The sequence below is a fragment of the Arthrobacter sp. StoSoilB20 genome (assembly GCF_019977295.1).
Taxonomy (GTDB): Bacteria; Actinomycetota; Actinomycetes; order Actinomycetales; family Micrococcaceae; genus Arthrobacter; species Arthrobacter nicotinovorans_A.
This window is the reverse complement of record NZ_AP024651.1, coordinates 3,591,945-3,607,583: the sequence shown is the minus strand read 5'-3', so window position 1 is coordinate 3,607,583 and position 15,639 is coordinate 3,591,945. Positions and strand designations below refer to the sequence as shown.

Genomic DNA, 15,639 nt, shown 5'->3' with positions numbered 1-15,639 from the left:
GCGCCGCGGCCGTTGTCGTATCGATCCAGAGCGACTAGCGGACTGCCTGGTTGCCCTTGAACTCGAGCTTCAGGTTGCCCGTGCCCTTAGCGGTGCCGTTCACCGCGGATTGGGTTTGCGCGAAGACCAGCGTGGAGTGGGCAATAGCGTCGGCCATCTGCTCCAACACCGCGGTGTCGAGGTTGGTGATGTCATCGCATGCCTGGTGGTAGCAGGGGTCGTAGGCGGCCCCTGCCGTGCCGCCATAGATTGCCGCCTGCTCCGCTGACTTGATTTCTTCGGCACCGGTGAAGAGGCCTCCGGCCGGAATACCGTTTTCGATGAATCCGAAGTAGTCGGACCGGCCATCAAACTCGGTAGGCTCCGTTGCCAGGCCCTGGGATGCGAAGTAGTCCAGGAACACCTTCTCGATCACCGCCGAGCCGTTGGGGCCAGCGGTCCCAAGCGGTTTGCCGTCGCCGTCGTAGACGAACCGGACCGGGTTGGGTGAAGCCACCATGTCGAAGTTGAGGTTGACGGCATGGGCTTTCAGTTCACTCTTGCTCAGCTGGGAGACGTAATAGTCCGAGCCAATCAAGCCGTCTTCCTCGCCGCTCCACCAGGCAAAGCGAACACGGTTTTCGGGGGAAATTCTGAGCGCAGCAAACTGGAGGGCCGTCTCAAGGATGGCTGCTGACCCGGAACCGTTGTCATTGATTCCGGGGCCTTCAGCCACGGAATCGAGGTGGGCTCCCACCACCACCGTGCGGTCTGCACGGCCGGCTGTATCTGCCAGGACGTTGAAGGTTTCGATCGGCTGCGTAGTGCCCTCAACCACGATCCGTACCGAGGCCCCGGTGAGGCCGGCCAGTTCCTCGCCCACAGCGAAGCTTGTGCCTACTGTTGGCACGGTCACTTCGGGGTTGTCGGCCGTCGGAGCACCAAGCGTTCCATCCAGCCGCGACAGCCTGTCATCGGCGTCGCCCTGGTTAAAGATGATGACGCCCGCGGCCCCGGCGGCCTGGGCGTTCGCGGCCTTGGTGTTGAAGGGGCACGTTCCGCGCTGGATGAGGGCGATGTTTCCTGCCACGAACCCGCTGAAGTCTGCAGCCTCACATCCACTGGTAGACGCACGGTCACCCGTGAGATTAATGTCCACTGGAGTCACCGTTGCTGTCACATCACCGAAACCCGAGTAGGACATTGCCGCGAAATCATCCTCGGTGTACGTCCGTGGGGTAGGTGTAACCCGCGCGAAGGATTCACTGGCCAGGTTGAACTTAAGATATTCGAAGTACTGGCGTTGCGGCACGTAGCCTGCCGCCCTCAGTTGCTGCTCGATGTACTCTGCCGAAGCCACATGCCCCGTGGTCCCTGCTGATCGCGTGCCGCCATTGGCATCGGCAATCGCTTGGAGTTCTTCGAGGTGGCCAACTATCGCCTGGGCGGTGACGGCATCGCGGAGGGCCTGGCTGTCCGTCCCTTTGGCAGCCAGGGCGGGCGGCGTTATTGCTACGGCAAGAATGGCGACGGTGGCCATTCCTGCCGCGAGGGCAGAGGTTCGGTTTTCAATGCGTGGTTTTTGCCTTGTATGCATTTCATGCATCTCCCTGTGGGGACCCGGTAATTGGGTGGCCGGGTGCGGTAGCGCAGAATCTACCCCGCAGGAGCGCGCTGGTGAAGGCTTGTTTTTTCGCGCTGCTCAGGCTTCGGTGCGTCCGGCAGGATGCGTCGACTTCCATGACCGGCTGGGGACTTTCCCGGTGACAAGAGCCACGGCGATCACCAACAGGACCATGCCCCACGTCGCATTGGTGACATCGAGGCCCTGCCGCATCACCACGAAGGGCGGGATGATCGCCAGGATGGTTCCGACCGCAATGCGCCACATGGAGGGACGCAAAGCTCCCGGAGCCAAGGCGGTGCCGGCCAGCTCCAACCTGACCAGGGGCGTGGAAACAAGCAGCACCAGAGCCCACGCCGCAACATAGAACAGCGGCCGGCTGAGCCACCACTCGGTGCTGGCGGGCTGGGGGAATGGCAGTCGCAGAACCAATGCGATCCCGAACATGGCAATGATCAACGGCAGGTGCCACAGGTAGATGGTCATGGCCCGGCTGCCCACGACGAACATCACTTTCTGCACCCAGCCCACCTGCACGCAGCGTTGCAACACCGGATACACGGCCTTCACCAGCAGAACGTGCGCCAGGCCCACCAGCACCAGCGGGAACATCGGCGGGTTTTGGCTGGTCAGCATGTCCACAGGGTAGGGACCCGAGTAAGTGAGCGGAACCAACGCCCCATAGCAAGCAACTGCTGCCAACAGCAGCTTCCAGCCGGCAAAGCGGTCAAAGAACCCATCCGCGTAAAAGAAGCCCAACTGCTGCAGAAGTCCCCACACAAACACCATGTTCAGCAGCCCGATCGGATTGGAGTCGAAGCCCCAGGGGTTGTGCTCCAAGCCCAAGCGAAGGACATCGACGACGACGGCGCCCGCGGCCAGCGCCGCGATGGTCCGGTAGGGTGCCAGGCCGTGGAGCTTCGCCATGGTGGGAACCGTTGCCTGGCAGATCAGGTAGGCAGCAAGGAACCACAGCTGAACTCCGGCGCCCGAGGCGATAACCGAAAGAAGGTCGCCTGGCACGCCCGCCGCCGTCGCGCTCCACAGCGCAACCGTGAGGAACGCATAGAGGGCAACCGTGGGGCGAACCAGCCGGAGCACCCTGTTCCGCAGGTAGTCTCCGGCGTCGCCACCCTTGCGCTGTAAGCTCCGCCATGAGGTGAGCGAGGCGAAGCCACCAACCACGAAGAAGAGCGGCATGACCTGGCCGAACCACGTACCTTGAGCGAACCAGCTCAGGGACGTCAGCGGATTGCCGACGCCGATGCCTGCGGAGTCCACGCTGATTCCCATCATCAGCAGATGGACGGCAACCACCGCAAACATGCAGGCCACGCGGATGAAATCGACCACGAGGTCCCGGGACCCGGGAATGTGCGCAGAGGCGGCTCTGCTGTTTGAGGCGGGCTTGAGGGCGGAAGACATGGGGTTCTCCTGGGAAGTGCCATTGTTAGTACATCGAGTGGACTAACTGTAACCCATGGTGGCCGGTGCGTCGACCTCATTGGTCAAATATCTGGCCGGGGCCGGGTCAAGATCGCCCCGACCGGGCTTAGCCTTGAAGAGGGCACGCGGCCCTGACAACCCGGGCATCACTCCGGTGCACCTGCGCACTCCACGAATCCACCCCCGACCAATGAAGGGCAGTGCTGATTGTTGTGCACATCAAAGAATTCTGGGACCAACTCTCGCCGGACACGCGACAGTGGCTCATCGACAATCCGGGAACCATGATTGTGCCGCGGACCGTCACCGCCATCATTAATGGCGAGACGGGGGAGGGGAGTGCGGTTGACGCCCACGGCGGCACGCAGCTCACCGATGAGGACCGGCACTTTATTCAGGAACAGGCCAGGGTTCACGGCTCCGCTTCTCCAGGGGAGCCAAAGTTTTTCGATTCCGTCGGTCCGGAGGACTAGGCTCCTGACGCTTCGCACCCGTTGACGCTCCCTGCTCCCGCGACCACTGGTGCGGTGGGCGGTTAAGGGTGCGTCGCCGTCGTGGTTGTGGTGCGGTGGGCGCCTAGGGGTGCGCCGCCGTCGTGCGTGAAGAGGTTCTAGTTCTTCCGGGCGGCCAGGCCGAAGAGCCAGGTGCCGCCGAGGGCCGAGAGGTAGCCGGCGATCACGATGAAGGCGGTGCCGGCCCAGAAGTAGTCGATGGTGCTGTCGGTGCTCAGGCCGGGCATGACCTGCAGCAGTGAGTACGCGGCCACAACGCCTGCCACCACCAAGGCGATCACTGTCAGCCACACCCACAGTCGCGACGCGGCCCAGTGCTCGCCGTAGCCTTTCCAGACGTTCCAACTGCTGCCCGTGCGGAGGATCAGCCAGCCGGCGGGGAGCATGACGGCGCCGACCACAAGGAAGGCTGCGACCACATCGGCCGGACGGTGCCATTGGTTGATCAGGGTGGAGACGCCGGTTGCAACGGCGAAGGTGCTGCCGAGGAAGCCGGCCAAGGGGCGCCATCGTGGCGAAACCATGAGGAACACCGCAGCCGCGGCGGAGGCGGCAAGGGTGGTGTGCCCGGAGGGGAGCGAGTTCAGTTCCAAGGTCTGGACGCCGCGATCGGGCCGGTCCGGGATGAGGAACTTGAGGATCTGCGTGGCGGCGTTTGCTGCGACACATGCAGCAACGGCGATGCCGGCAGCCTTCCAGCGGCGGCGGGCGATGGTAACGAAGAGAACCATGATCGCAGCGATAGCAAGGGACATCATGGGGAGCATGTCCAGGAATTCCGTGGAGGCCCTGCCTGCTGTTCCGCCCAAAACGGTGGCTTCTACCAGTGCCGACTCGTCAATGAACTGGCCCATGGTGGTGCGCACAAAGAAGTAGTACGTCGCGGCCAGGCCCACCATGCTGGCGATGGTGGCCAGGATGAAGAGAAATCCTGTTCCTACGCCTGCAGTGGGCTTGTGAACCGGCCGGTTGCTCGACCTCCCGCTGGTGCGGAATTGCTGGGAACTCATTCTGTCTAGGGTGCCACAGTTCTCTGGAAGGCCCGTGTGAGTGGCGCCCCAGCGTGGCGGACAAAAGTGAGATTCTTGCAACATTCACGTGACGGTTGACACGTGTTAGGTCCTGGTTTAAGCTTCCTAACACGTGTTAGGGAAGGGAAGCTACATGTCGGGAACCAATGGGGCTTTGCGTCAATTCACACGCAGAAGTGCCCTTACAGCCCTCGGCGCCGGGATTGTTGGAGTAACCGCGGCGTCGTGGCCGCGCTTGACCGGTGCTGACATCCCCGGCCGCGGAGACAACAGCCTCAGCATCGCCATCATGGGCACCGCGGCAGATGCGGCAGCCCGCCAGAAGGTCATTGACGCTTTTGCCAAAGTCCACCCCGAAATCAAGGTCAAGGTCCAGGCGATCCAGGCCGTGGACTGGAAGGACTTCTTCACCAAGATCCTGACCATGGTAGCCGCGGGCACTCCGCCGGACGTGGTGTATGTGGCAACCGAAGGCGCCCAACTCTTCGCGGAAAAGCTCGCCCATCCCCTGGACGAGTACCTGCGCCGGGACGCGGACCACATGAAGGAGTACTTCGAAGACGTCCACCCCAGCCTGGTGGAAGCGTTCATGTACAAGGGCAGCCTTTTCCAGCTCCCCATCGACTGGAATGCCGCGAACATGTACTACAACACCACCGCGCTCACTAAGGCAGGCCTGGAACGCCCTGCCGACAACTGGACGCACACCGATTTCCGCAGCACCCTCGCTGCGATGAAGAAGGCCAATCCCAAGGACTTCACGCCGTACTACTGGACCAACCGTCTCTTCGGCGGCGTAGTGCCGTGGCTCTACGCCAACGACACCAGCTTCCTGAAGGAAACCAAGTCCCCGGGCGGCGAATGGCTCTGGGACGGCTTCTACGCCAACCACCCCTCCCGAGGCCTCCGCTCCGGCGGCTACCAATGGCTGGAGCCCAACGCCGACGATCCCCGGGTCTTCGAATCCTTCGACTACCTCCGCGGACTGGTCAAGGATGGACTGGGTGTCCGGCCGGAGGAAGGCGGCGGCAGCGCACTGATCGGCCTCTTCGCCTCCAACAGGATAGGTACGACGCCGGCGGGCGGTTATTGGGTGCAAGGCCTCCACGAGGCGGGGATGACCAAGGACGACTTCGACGTTCAGTTCTTCCCGAAATGGCGGGGCCAGCGCCACCAGTTCGGCACGGCCGGCTACGCAATCATGAAAACCGCCAAGGATAAGGACGCCGCCTGGGAATGGGTGAAGTTCAGCTCCAGCCGCGAAGCGATGCAGATCGTCTTCCCCACGCCGAACACCACACCCGCGCGACGCTCCATGGTCAATGAGCAGCTTTACGCAGGAACCGGTCCACGGAACTGGAAGGTCTTCTACGACACCCTGGACAAGTTCCCCACCACAGGTCCCATTCCGGCGCCACCCCAGCAGGCCGCCGTCGAAACCGCCCTGATGAAAAACGTGAGCCTGGCGGTCAGTGGAGACGAGCGTCAACTCAAGGACGCCCTCAACTCCATGCAGCGTGACCTCGAACTCGCCCTGAGGAGGCAGCCATGAGCACCGCAACCAGTACGCCTACGGGCACGGGGAGCGAGCCGGGCCGTCGCCAGGCCGCCCACAAAGACGGACAAGTCTCCAAGCGTGGCCGCGTGCAGCAACGCTGGCTGCCGTGGGCTTTCCTGGCACCGACCATCGTGGGCATGGGCATCTTCACCCTGCTGCCGATCGTCGCATCGATTGCGCTCGCATTCTTCCGCTGGGACATCATCTCAGCGCCAACGTTCGTGGGTTTCGACAATTTTGCCGAGGTAGTCCAGGACCCCACCGTCCGGGTTTCGTTCCTGAACACCATCGTGTTCGTGGTGGTGGCCGTGGCACTCCAGCTTGGACTGGCACTCGGCCTGGCCATCATGGTCCAGGAGAAACTTCCGTCATGGCTCCGGGTCTTCTTCCGCTCCGCCTTCTTCTTCCCGCTGATCCTCTCAGCAGCCTCGGTATCGATCTTTATGCGGTACCTCTTCAACGAGCAATTCGGCGTGGTGAACTGGCTGCTTTCCCTTATTGGCATCCCTGCGGTCCCGTGGCTGACGACGCCAACCGGGTCGGCCGCCGTCGTGATTCTTGTCTATGTGTGGCAGAACTTCGGGTTCTCGTTCCTGCTGTTCATCGGTGGACTCGCCTCCATTCCGGTGGAGACGTATGAGGCGGCCTCGATCGATGGGGCCACCGGCTGGCGCAAGCACTGGTTTGTCACCCTGCCGCTGCTGAGCCCCACCACCCTGGTGGCCTCGGTCATGGCCATCATCAACGCGCTGCAGGTGTTCGATCAGCCCTATGTCCTCACCCGCGGCGGACCCGGTGATTCAACGCGGACAGCCGTCATGGTCATTTTCGAGTCCGCATTCCAGCGGTTGGAGTTCGGCGAGGCCTCAGCGATCGGCGTGATCCTGACCCTGATCATCATGGCCATCACTGCCGCGCAGTTCCGGCTCAGCAAACGATTCGTCTTCTACCAGTGAGGCCCGCCATGACCACCATCCAAGAACGTGTCACCACAACGGCACCTCTAGTCACGCGGAAGAAGCGCGACTGGTCTGTGGCCATCCGCGTCGTTGTCCTGCTGATCGCGTCCGTCTTTATCCTGGGGCCGGTGTTGTGGACGCTGTCCACCTCGCTGCGACCGCCGTCGGAATCCTTCCAGCTGCCGCCGGCGTTCCTGCCGCTGAATCCGGACCTGACGTCCTACGAGCAGGTGTTCAAGCAGCTCAACATCGTGGCGCTGGTAGTGAACAGCGCGCTGGTAACCGGCCTGATCGCGGTGGGGCAGATGATCACCGCAGCCCTGGCCGGCTACGCCTTTGCACACCTTCGCTTTCGCGGACGCGGTGCACTGTTCTCGATCGTGCTGGCCACCATGATGGTGCCCGCGCAGGTCACGATCGTGCCCGTGTTCATGCTGATCCGCGGCGTCGGACTTTCCGACACGCTGCTGGCACTGATCATTCCGGCCATCCCGACGGCGTTCGGCACCTTCCTGATGCGCCAATACTTCATGGGGTTGCCGGGTGAGCTCGCTGAAGCGGCCGCGATCGACGGCGCCTCGCCTTGGCGGACCTTCCGCTCCGTGTACGCGCCGTTGGCCATGCCGGGCCTGGCGATCGTGGGCATCCTGGCGTTCAACTTCCACTGGAACGAGTTCTTCAGGCCGCTCATCATGACCATTTCCGAGCAGAACTTCACCCTGCCGCTGGGCCTGGTCTCACTCCAAGGCAACCTCGGCACCGGAAGCATCTCGGTGGTCCTTGCCGGCGTTGTCCTCTCCATGATTCCCGCGCTGGTGGTGTTCATGTTCGGCCAGCGCGCGCTGCAGGACGGGCTCACTGCCGGTACGGGCAAGTAGGTTCTTTTTCATCGCTTTTGAAAGGGGTTCCGTTGACGGACCTTGCATTCTCTTCCTCCCTGGCTGCTGCTGCCACACACCCGGATCCCGCGTTCCCGCGCTTTCACCCGCGGCCGGCCCAGGGCTGGATCAACGATCCCAACGGCATCAGCTACATCGACGGCCGGTATCACGTGTTCTTCCAGTACAACCCTTTGTCCGCGAGGCACTCGCAGATCACCTGGGGGCACATGAGCTCCGTTGATTTGGTGCGATGGGAGGAGCATCCCGTGGCCCTTTCGCCCCAGGCCGGCGGGCCGGATTCTGCGGGTTGTTGGACGGGCGTCGTAACGCTGGACGATGGCGTACCCACTGCCTGCTATTCCGGCGTCAAGGACCACGGCGGACACTCACAAGTGGTGATTGCCCGGGGTTCTGCCGATCTGGTGACGTGGGAGCAGGACGGGCACGTTGCCGCGTCCATGCCCTCCGATCCCTTGGTGACCGCAGTCCGCGATCCTTTCATCTTCCACTTCAACGGCGCCCGCTACGCCATGCAAGGTGCGGGTCTGTCCGATGGCCGCGCGGCTTTGCTGTTGTACACCGTGGACTCCCTTGACGATTGGAAGTACCAGGGGATCTGGCTGACCACCGCTGATCCCGTGGCCGCTGCCCACACCCCCGCTGAGATCTGGGAATGCCCGCAGCTGGTGGAGGTGCCACTCTCTTCAGGCGGCTCCACTTGGGTCATGATGTTCTCCTTGTGGCTCTCCGGAGACGACCACGAGCACGCCAATGGTGTGGGGTACCTGACCGGCTCCTTGTCCGAGGATCCTTCGTCCGGGCTGCCGGTATTTGCGCCGTCCTCCGGTGGGAAGGCAGACCTTGGCCGCGACTTCTATGCCCCGCAAATTGTTCAGCTTTCCTATTCCGCTGGTGGTGAGGCTGCTTCTGCTCTCTTGTGGGGGTGGGCCAACGAAGGTCCCGGCCGTGACGGGCGGCGGGGCCGCACCCAGGAAGAAATCGACGACGCCGGGTGGTCGGGTGTGTTGACGCATCCCCGCGTTTTGTCGGTGGCTGAGGGGGTGCTGGTGGTTGCTCCTGCGCCCGAAGTTCTCGCATACCGGGGTGCTGCTGTGGCTTCGGGGGCTACGGGATCTGTTGCTGTGCCTGCGTTTGCCGAGGTGCTGGTGCGGGGTGGTGCTGGTTCCGTGGCTGGAGCCGCTGCCGGTGCCTTGGCCGGTGCTGGCGCCGCTGCCGGTGCCGTGGAATTGGTCCTGGGTTCCGGTGCCGACGCGCAGGTGGTCTACTCAGGATCCGTTGTTGCAGGGGAGGAGCTCCGGATCTTCATTGATGCTTCCCTCGTTGAGGTGTACCGCTCGGGCTCTGTGGTCACCACTGTTCGTGCCTACCCGGCTCCGGGGGAGGAATGGCAGCTCACCCTGCCCCACGGCGAGACTGCCGACGTGTGGGAGTTGAGCCTTCCCGCCTAGGCGGCAGGCCGGCGTCGTGCGCTGTTAGCTCCTGACCCCGGCGCGCTGCTGTGTTGTGGGGCCTGGTGTGCTGGGTTTGGGGGTGTCTTTGGGTGCGGAGTGGGCCTCGCAAGGTCCGCGGGTGTGTTGTGGGGCCCGGTGTGCAGGGTTTGGTTGTGTCTTTGGGTGCGGAGTGGGCCTCGCAAGGTGGGCGACTGTGTTGTGGGGCCTGGTGTGCAGGGTTTGGGTGTGTCTTTGGGTGCGGAGTGGGCCTCGCACGGTGGGCGACTGTGTTGTGGGGCCTGGTGTGCAGGGTTCGCGACGCGAAAGCCTCAGCGAGTAGGCGCCGGCCCGGTCGATTCCCGGGTGACCAAGCGGCAAGGGACCATCGTTTCAACGGTGGTCCCTTTTCCGGTGTGGTCCGTGGCTTCGATCATGTCCAACAAGGTTGTCATGGCTGCACGCCCGATCTCCCGCAACGGCAACGCCATGGTGGTGAGTGCGGGAACCATGGTGTCGGCGATCCGGGTCTCGTCGTCGTAGCCCATGATCGAGAGGTCCTCGGGAACGCTGAGTCCCAGACGCGCTGCGGCGAGGGTTACCCCGATAGCCAGGCGATCATTCGCGCACATGATGGCCGTGGGCCGATCGGCCGGGGACACGCCGTCGAGCAGTTTCATGGCGCCGCGGAAGCCGGCGTCGATATCCCAACCGGCCATGAAGATCCGGTCCCCCCGAACCGGGATCTCGGCCGCGGCATGTGCATCGCGGTAGCCCTGCACACGGAGCGGTGCGGCCGGAGAATCTTCGGATCCGGCTAGGAGGGCAATGTCCCGGTGGCCAAGCTCCAACAAATGCTCAGTGGCCTCCCTGCCGCCAGCGACCTCGTCCGGAATGACGTGATGCAATTGCGGCTCAGGTTGGTCGTCGTAGCAGTTGGCCAGGACCGAGGGGACACGGAGCATGCCGTGCGGAATCTCGATGGGTTTCAGGCCCACCGTGACATACATCAGCCCGTCCACCTGCCGGTCCAGGAGGGTTTCAATGGCGCTCGCATCCCTGGCGGCATCGCGCTCGGTATCCATGACCACGGTGACAAAGCCGCGGCTGCGGGCGACGTCGTCCGCCCCGCCAATGATGTTGCCGTCGAAGGGGCTGACCACCACTTCATCGGAGAGGATGCCGATCACCCGTGAGCGCTGGTTGCGCAGGCTGAGCGCGATCGCGTTGGGGGAGTAGTTCAGCTCAAGTGCCGCTGCCCGGATGCGATCCTGGCTCTCCTTGGCTACGTTCCCATCCCCCCGGCCGTTCAGAACCAGTGAGACTGCGCTCCTGGAGACGCCCGCCCGTTTGGCGACGTCCAGTGCGGTGGCCTTGCGGTTCATGGGTAGTCCTTCCGTCTTTGACAGCAGTCTACCTAACGCGTGTGAGGCTTCCCGGTGCCTAGGTCGGCAGTGAAGAACCGAAGGAAGACATCATGTTCTGCATCATGTTGGAGGTCCAAATGCCGGCCACCACCATGCTGATCACAAAGACGCCAATGGTGATCCAGACCGGCAGCAGCCCTCGTTTGGGAGCCACTTTGTTGACGATCACCGAGCGGCCAATCACGTAGACGGCCGAGTTCAGGAATGCCCAGGCCCAGTGGAAAGGACGCACGACGCCGGACCTCGCCAACCGCTGATAGTCCAAGTACGCGAAGAACACCGACAGGCCATAGATCACGAGGCTTGAGCCCATCAGCAGGAAATACCCGGGCGTGTACATCGAGAACGGGTCCATGGTGGTGACACCCTGCCGCGTGGTGATGACACGGAACTCAGGCTGCCAGGTCAACATGAACAGCACCGAGACCAGAGGGAGCAACGTGATGGCCCAAATGAAGGGGTTGTAGACAGGTGTCTGCTCGCTGATCGGGGTACGCGGAGCCTTGAACGGCTGTTGGTACTGCACCTGCTGCGGAAACTGCTGCGGAGCCTGGTGGGCAGTCCAGGCATGGCCGTCCCACCAACGGACCAGGCGCGGATCCGATGGGTCCGGGTACCAGCCGGGAGGTGTCGCGGAGCCGGGCGTTGATTGAGTCATATCTCCCCCACATTGAGTCGTCTTCCGAGAATATCGCGATTGCCCTCTCTCGGTTGCCACCCGCCCCTCCCCAGTGCCACCAAGGTGGTGTATGGATGGAGCATGAGCTTCTTCGACGACCTCCCTGAGCCTCCCGAGCGGGCCCGTCAACCGCAGCCGCTCCGGCCGGGGTGGGCCGGACCGCCGTCGGACGAACTGCCTGGTGTGGTCACGGCAGGTGGGTTTGTCCACCAGAGCCAGCGGATGGTGGCGGCGCTGAAACTGGTGGAGGTCTACTCCACCGGATGCCTGCTGGATCTTGTCTGGTCCGTTCGGCGCAGGGACGAATCAGACCAGGAATGGCGGGAGATCGTGGAGGAGAGCTACAACCACCCGCGCTCAAGCCTGGACACCAGGGCGGGGTTGGAACTTGGAGTGGCTTTGGCGGACGGACATAAAGCTGTTGCGGCGATTCACGGACCGGCCTCCTTCGAAGATACCGGGGACGTCACCGGGCCGGTGCTGACAACCCTGGGTGGGGGCGGGGGAAGCAACAACACAGACTACGTGCAGTTCACCGGCCGCTACTGGCTGTGGCCGTTGCCGTTGGACGGGGACACTACCCTGGTGGCCCGGTGGGATGCGTTGGGAATGCCGGAAAGCTCCCTTGAATTATCCGGTGTCCAACTGGGCGAGGCATTGGGCAGGGTCCGGAACTACTGGATGGAATAGCTTATCCACATAGCCTCATCGGCCTGCCCGGGGGCCAAGTGGGCGCCGGTACAGTGGCAACATGCCTGCACTTCCCTCCCTCAAAGAACTCATCGATTCCGCCCACGTAGTCTCTCTGCCCATGCGCGTGAAATTCCGCGGCATCATGGAGCGCGAGACCCTCATCCTTCGAGGGCCGCTGGGCTGGGGCGAGTTCTGTCCCTTCCCCGAATACGACGACGACGAGTCTTCCCGCTGGCTGGCCGCAGCCTTGGAAGCTGGGTGGATTGGGTTCCCTACTCCTCTAAGGGACTCCATCCCGGTCAACGCGACGGTCCCCGCCGTTCCGGCAGAGCGTGTGCCGGAGATACTGGCCAGGTTCGGGCGCGTGGATGCGGTCAAGATCAAAGTAGCCGAGCGCGGACAGTCGCTAGGGGACGATCTTGGACGTGTACGGGCAGTTCGCGAGGCACTGCCGGAGGCCGCCATCCGCGTCGATGCCAACGGGGGATGGGACGTAGGGCAAGCAGCAGAGGCCTTGGGCAAGCTCTCGGCTTTAGGACTTGAGTATGCCGAACAACCGGTTCCCACCATTGAAGGACTGGCCGAGGTCCGTCGCCGGCTCTCGGACGCCGGAACACCGGTCCTTATCGCTGCGGACGAGAGCGTACGCAAGGAAGAGGATCCACTTCGGGTAGCCAGAGCCGGTGCCGCGGACCTGATCGTGGTCAAAGTCGCTCCGCTCGGGGGAGTCCGTCGGGCGTTGGAGATCGTCGAGCAGGCCGGACTTCCCGCCGTCGTCAGTTCTGCCCTGGACACTTCCGTGGGCATCCGCGCCGGGCTCGCGCTCGCAGCTGCACTGCCCACCCTTCCCTATGCCTGCGGGCTTGGGACTGTTTCGCTGTTCACCTCGGATATCACGCTGGACCCGCTCGTGGCCGACGACGGCGCCATCCACGTGCGCGAGGCCGTCGCCGATCCCGGGCTGCTTGAGCAGTATGCGGCCTCAGCGGAACGTCGCGAATGGTGGCTGGAACGGCTTGGCCGGGTGTACGCCGTCCTGGCGGGAAACAAGCACCCTTTGTTCACCGTTTCTTAACCGGGGAGACCTCTCAGCTTCGGTTTCCGCTGAAAAGCTCAGCGGGAACCTCGTACATCCTCTGGAAGGTCTTCCCCCATGTCTGAAACCACCGGACGCACGTTTCCGCTGCTCCCCATGCTCGGCCACACCAAGGGCAAGCGCAGCGCGGTCACCTGTGCACTGAAGTGCGACAACGCCTGCTCGGGCGATGTCTGCAACACCAGCGCCAACGGCTACTTCCGGGACATCGCCTCAACAGCCATGTCCCGTCGGGCCGCCCTGGGCCTAGGCGCCGCAGGTGCGCTCGCCGTCGTGTTCGGTGGTGCCTTGACCGGTGGAGATGCCGCTGTTGCCGACCCTGGCAACGGACTCGCCGATGCCGCCAAGAAGGGCTTTGATAAGTCCAAGCTCAAGTTCACAGCCATCAAGCCCGTGGATGCTGCAGTGGACGCTTTCACGGTCCCCGAGGGGTTTGACTGGAAGCCCGTCATCCGTTGGGGCGATCCGCTCTTCGCCGACTCTCCGGCCTTTGACCTGAACGCACAGACGGCTGCAGCCCAGTCACGCCAGTTCGGATACAACAACGACTACACCGACATCCTGCCCATCCCGGGATCCAAGGACCGCCGCGCCCTGCTGTTCACCAATCACGAGTACACCAACGAGAACATCATGCTGCCCGAAGGCTTCGACCCCGCCGAGGGACGTGCCATTGGCCGCGCCGGTCACGGTCTGGCTGTTGTTGAACTGGAGCGCAAGAACAAGAACAAGCCGTGGAACTACATCCAGGGCGCACCCTTGAACCGCCGCTTCCTCACTGACACCGTCTACGAGCTGACCGGCGCCGCAGCAGGCACCAACCTGGTCAAGACGATTGACGACCCGGCAGGCCGCTGGATCAAGGGAACGCTGGGCAACTGCTCCGGTGGCACCACCCCGTGGGGCACCATTCTCTCCGGCGAGGAAAACTTCAATGGCTACTTCGTGGCCCCTGGAACCAGCGACGGCGACAAGCGGTACGGTCTCTCCGCCAAAGCAACCGCCCGCCAGTGGGAACTTGACGAACCCCGTTTCGATACCCGCAACTCCGGCTACGCCAACGAAACCAACCGCTTTGGCTGGATCGTGGAAGTGGACCCGTTCGACCCCACGTCCACGCCCAAGAAGCACTCGGCAATGGGGCGCTTCAAGCACGAGGGCGCCAACGTCATCGTGGCTCCTTCCGGACGCGTAGTGGCCTACATGGGCGACGACGAGCGCTTCGACTACCTCTACAAATTCGTCTCCAAGGGCAAGTACCGGGCCGGCGACTCCAAGGAAGCCCGCAAGAACAACATGGGGCTCCTCTCGGAGGGCGACCTCTACGTAGCCAAGTTCACCGGAGATTCGCCTGCTGCCGAGATCGATGGCACAGGAAAGCTCCCCGCTGACGGCGCTTTCGACGGCACAGGGGAGTGGCTGCCGCTGGTGGTCGACGGTAAGTCCGCTGTGCCGGGAATGTCCGTCCCCGAGGTCCTGGTTTACACCCGCCTGGCAGCCGACAAAGTTGGCCCCACCAAGATGGACCGTTGCGAAGACGTCCAGCCCAACCCGCTCACCGGCAAGGTCTATGTTGCCTGCACCAACAACTCAGACCGCGGCAAGGCAGGCAAGGAAGGTGCAACGGAGGTCAACCCGCGCACCCTGAACCGTGATGGACACATCGTGGAGATCACCGAGGGACGCGAGCAGACGGGTACCAAGTTCAACTGGAACCTCTTGCTGGTGGCCGGTGACCCCGCCAAGAACACCTCCACCTACTTCTCCGGATTCCCGGTGGAGAAGGTCTCCCCGATTTCCTGCCCCGACAACGTGGCTTTCGACTCTGTGGGCAACCTCTGGATCTCCACCGACGGCGCCCCCGGCACCATCGGGTACGCGGACGGCCTGTTCAAGGTCACCCTCGAAGGTCCTGAGCGCGGCAAGGTGGAGCAGTTCCTCGCCGTTCCCCGCGACGCCGAAACCTGTGGCCCTGTCATTCACGACGAAGAGCGCACCGTGTTCGTCGCCGTGCAGCACCCGGGCGAGGACGGCTCGTTCGCTGCTCAGAACTCGTTCTTCCCGGATTACGTCCCTGCCGGTGGTGTCCCGGCTGCCGGTGCGGTTCGGGCTCCGCGTCCCTCGGTGGTTCAGGTCTTCCGGAAGTAGGGTCTGCCTCTTTCGGCGGTGAGGTCTGCTTCCGAAAGCAGGGTCTGCCTGATTCTTGAATGACGAATGCTCCCCTCCCTGGAATCCCGGGAAGGGGAGCATTCCCATTTCCGACCCAACCCCTCTTTCACGTCCCCCGTGTTTGGGCCAATCCCTCT

General features: G+C 63.3%; 13 protein-coding genes. 8 read left to right on the top strand and 5 right to left on the bottom strand.

Going from position 1 to position 15,639, the window contains the following annotated elements; genetic code table 11:
• Positions 1-34: 34 nt before the first annotated feature.
• Positions 35-1,576, bottom strand: coding sequence for a M28 family peptidase (locus tag LDN85_RS16390; protein ID WP_223943537.1), 1,542 nt, complete (start codon positions 1,574-1,576; stop codon positions 35-37).
• Between the two features lie 105 nt (positions 1,577-1,681).
• The gene (locus tag LDN85_RS16385) at positions 1,682-3,028 is read right to left on the bottom strand and encodes an acyltransferase (RefSeq protein ID WP_223943536.1); all 1,347 of its coding nucleotides are present in this window, start codon (positions 3,026-3,028) and stop codon (positions 1,682-1,684) included.
• Positions 3,029-3,249: 221 nt separating this feature from the next.
• Here LDN85_RS16385 and LDN85_RS16380 point away from each other — a divergent pair, with 221 nt between their 5' ends.
• The gene (locus LDN85_RS16380) at positions 3,250-3,522 is read left to right on the top strand and encodes a hypothetical protein (RefSeq protein WP_026541185.1); all 273 of its coding nucleotides are present in this window, start codon (positions 3,250-3,252) and stop codon (positions 3,520-3,522) included.
• A gap of 137 nt (positions 3,523-3,659) precedes the next feature.
• Here the strand turns inward: LDN85_RS16380 and LDN85_RS16375 are convergent, their stop codons facing one another.
• Positions 3,660-4,571 (bottom strand): phosphatase PAP2 family protein, encoded by a 912-nt coding sequence (locus tag LDN85_RS16375; protein WP_223943535.1) that lies wholly within the window; start codon positions 4,569-4,571, stop codon positions 3,660-3,662.
• A 154-nt stretch (positions 4,572-4,725) separates the two neighbouring features.
• Here LDN85_RS16375 and LDN85_RS16370 point away from each other — a divergent pair, with 154 nt between their 5' ends.
• The 4 genes from LDN85_RS16370 to LDN85_RS16355 are packed head-to-tail and all read left to right on the top strand — an operon-like array spanning position 4,726 to position 9,459.
• Positions 4,726-6,144, top strand: a complete 1,419-nt coding sequence (locus LDN85_RS16370; RefSeq protein WP_026541183.1) for a sugar ABC transporter substrate-binding protein — start codon at positions 4,726-4,728, stop codon at positions 6,142-6,144.
• On the top strand, positions 6,141-7,106 hold the full coding sequence (locus tag LDN85_RS16365) for a sugar ABC transporter permease (protein ID WP_026541182.1): 966 nt from the start codon (positions 6,141-6,143) through the stop codon (positions 7,104-7,106). The genes LDN85_RS16370 and LDN85_RS16365 overlap by 4 nt, the downstream gene beginning before the upstream one ends.
• Positions 7,107-7,114: 8 nt before the next feature.
• The gene (locus tag LDN85_RS16360) at positions 7,115-7,987 is read left to right on the top strand and encodes a carbohydrate ABC transporter permease (RefSeq protein WP_223943534.1); all 873 of its coding nucleotides are present in this window, start codon (positions 7,115-7,117) and stop codon (positions 7,985-7,987) included.
• Positions 7,988-8,019: 32 nt separating this feature from the next.
• Positions 8,020-9,459: a glycoside hydrolase family 32 protein gene (locus LDN85_RS16355; protein ID WP_223943533.1), complete on the top strand. Its 1,440-nt coding sequence runs from the start codon at positions 8,020-8,022 to the stop codon at positions 9,457-9,459.
• Positions 9,460-9,770: 311 nt separating this feature from the next.
• Here the strand turns inward: LDN85_RS16355 and LDN85_RS16350 are convergent, their stop codons facing one another.
• Positions 9,771-10,823, bottom strand: coding sequence for a LacI family DNA-binding transcriptional regulator (locus tag LDN85_RS16350; RefSeq protein WP_223943532.1), 1,053 nt, complete (start codon positions 10,821-10,823; stop codon positions 9,771-9,773).
• 58 nt (positions 10,824-10,881) lie between these two features.
• A complete protein-coding gene (locus LDN85_RS16345) occupies positions 10,882-11,523 on the bottom strand; it encodes a DUF2510 domain-containing protein (protein ID WP_026541178.1) in 642 nt (213 codons plus the stop codon).
• A gap of 102 nt (positions 11,524-11,625) precedes the next feature.
• Here LDN85_RS16345 and LDN85_RS16340 point away from each other — a divergent pair, with 102 nt between their 5' ends.
• The 3 genes from LDN85_RS16340 to LDN85_RS16330 all read left to right on the top strand — a co-directional run bounded on the left by LDN85_RS16340 (position 11,626) and on the right by LDN85_RS16330 (position 15,481).
• The gene (locus LDN85_RS16340; RefSeq protein WP_223943531.1) at positions 11,626-12,234 is read left to right on the top strand and encodes a hypothetical protein; all 609 of its coding nucleotides are present in this window, start codon (positions 11,626-11,628) and stop codon (positions 12,232-12,234) included.
• A gap of 61 nt (positions 12,235-12,295) precedes the next feature.
• Complete coding sequence (locus tag LDN85_RS16335) at positions 12,296-13,312, top strand: o-succinylbenzoate synthase (RefSeq protein WP_223943530.1); 1,017 nt, start codon at positions 12,296-12,298, stop codon at positions 13,310-13,312.
• Between the two features lie 78 nt (positions 13,313-13,390).
• The gene (locus LDN85_RS16330) at positions 13,391-15,481 is read left to right on the top strand and encodes a PhoX family phosphatase (RefSeq protein WP_223943529.1); all 2,091 of its coding nucleotides are present in this window, start codon (positions 13,391-13,393) and stop codon (positions 15,479-15,481) included.
• Positions 15,482-15,639: the final 158 nt, after the last annotated feature.

Coding starts and splice junctions, on each gene's coding strand:
- LDN85_RS16390 (WP_223943537.1), bottom strand. CDS start 1,576: ATGCATACAAGGCAAAAACCACGCATTGAAAACCGAACCTCTGCCCTC.
- LDN85_RS16385 (WP_223943536.1), bottom strand. CDS start 3,028: ATGTCTTCCGCCCTCAAGCCCGCCTCAAACAGCAGAGCCGCCTCTGCG.
- LDN85_RS16375 (WP_223943535.1), bottom strand. CDS start 4,571: ATGAGTTCCCAGCAATTCCGCACCAGCGGGAGGTCGAGCAACCGGCCG.
- LDN85_RS16370 (WP_026541183.1), top strand. CDS start 4,726: ATGTCGGGAACCAATGGGGCTTTGCGTCAATTCACACGCAGAAGTGCC.
- LDN85_RS16365 (WP_026541182.1), top strand. CDS start 6,141: ATGAGCACCGCAACCAGTACGCCTACGGGCACGGGGAGCGAGCCGGGC.
- LDN85_RS16360 (WP_223943534.1), top strand. CDS start 7,115: ATGACCACCATCCAAGAACGTGTCACCACAACGGCACCTCTAGTCACG.
- LDN85_RS16350 (WP_223943532.1), bottom strand. CDS start 10,823: ATGAACCGCAAGGCCACCGCACTGGACGTCGCCAAACGGGCGGGCGTC.
- LDN85_RS16345 (WP_026541178.1), bottom strand. CDS start 11,523: ATGACTCAATCAACGCCCGGCTCCGCGACACCTCCCGGCTGGTACCCG.
- LDN85_RS16340 (WP_223943531.1), top strand. CDS start 11,626: ATGAGCTTCTTCGACGACCTCCCTGAGCCTCCCGAGCGGGCCCGTCAA.
- LDN85_RS16335 (WP_223943530.1), top strand. CDS start 12,296: ATGCCTGCACTTCCCTCCCTCAAAGAACTCATCGATTCCGCCCACGTA.
- LDN85_RS16330 (WP_223943529.1), top strand. CDS start 13,391: ATGTCTGAAACCACCGGACGCACGTTTCCGCTGCTCCCCATGCTCGGC.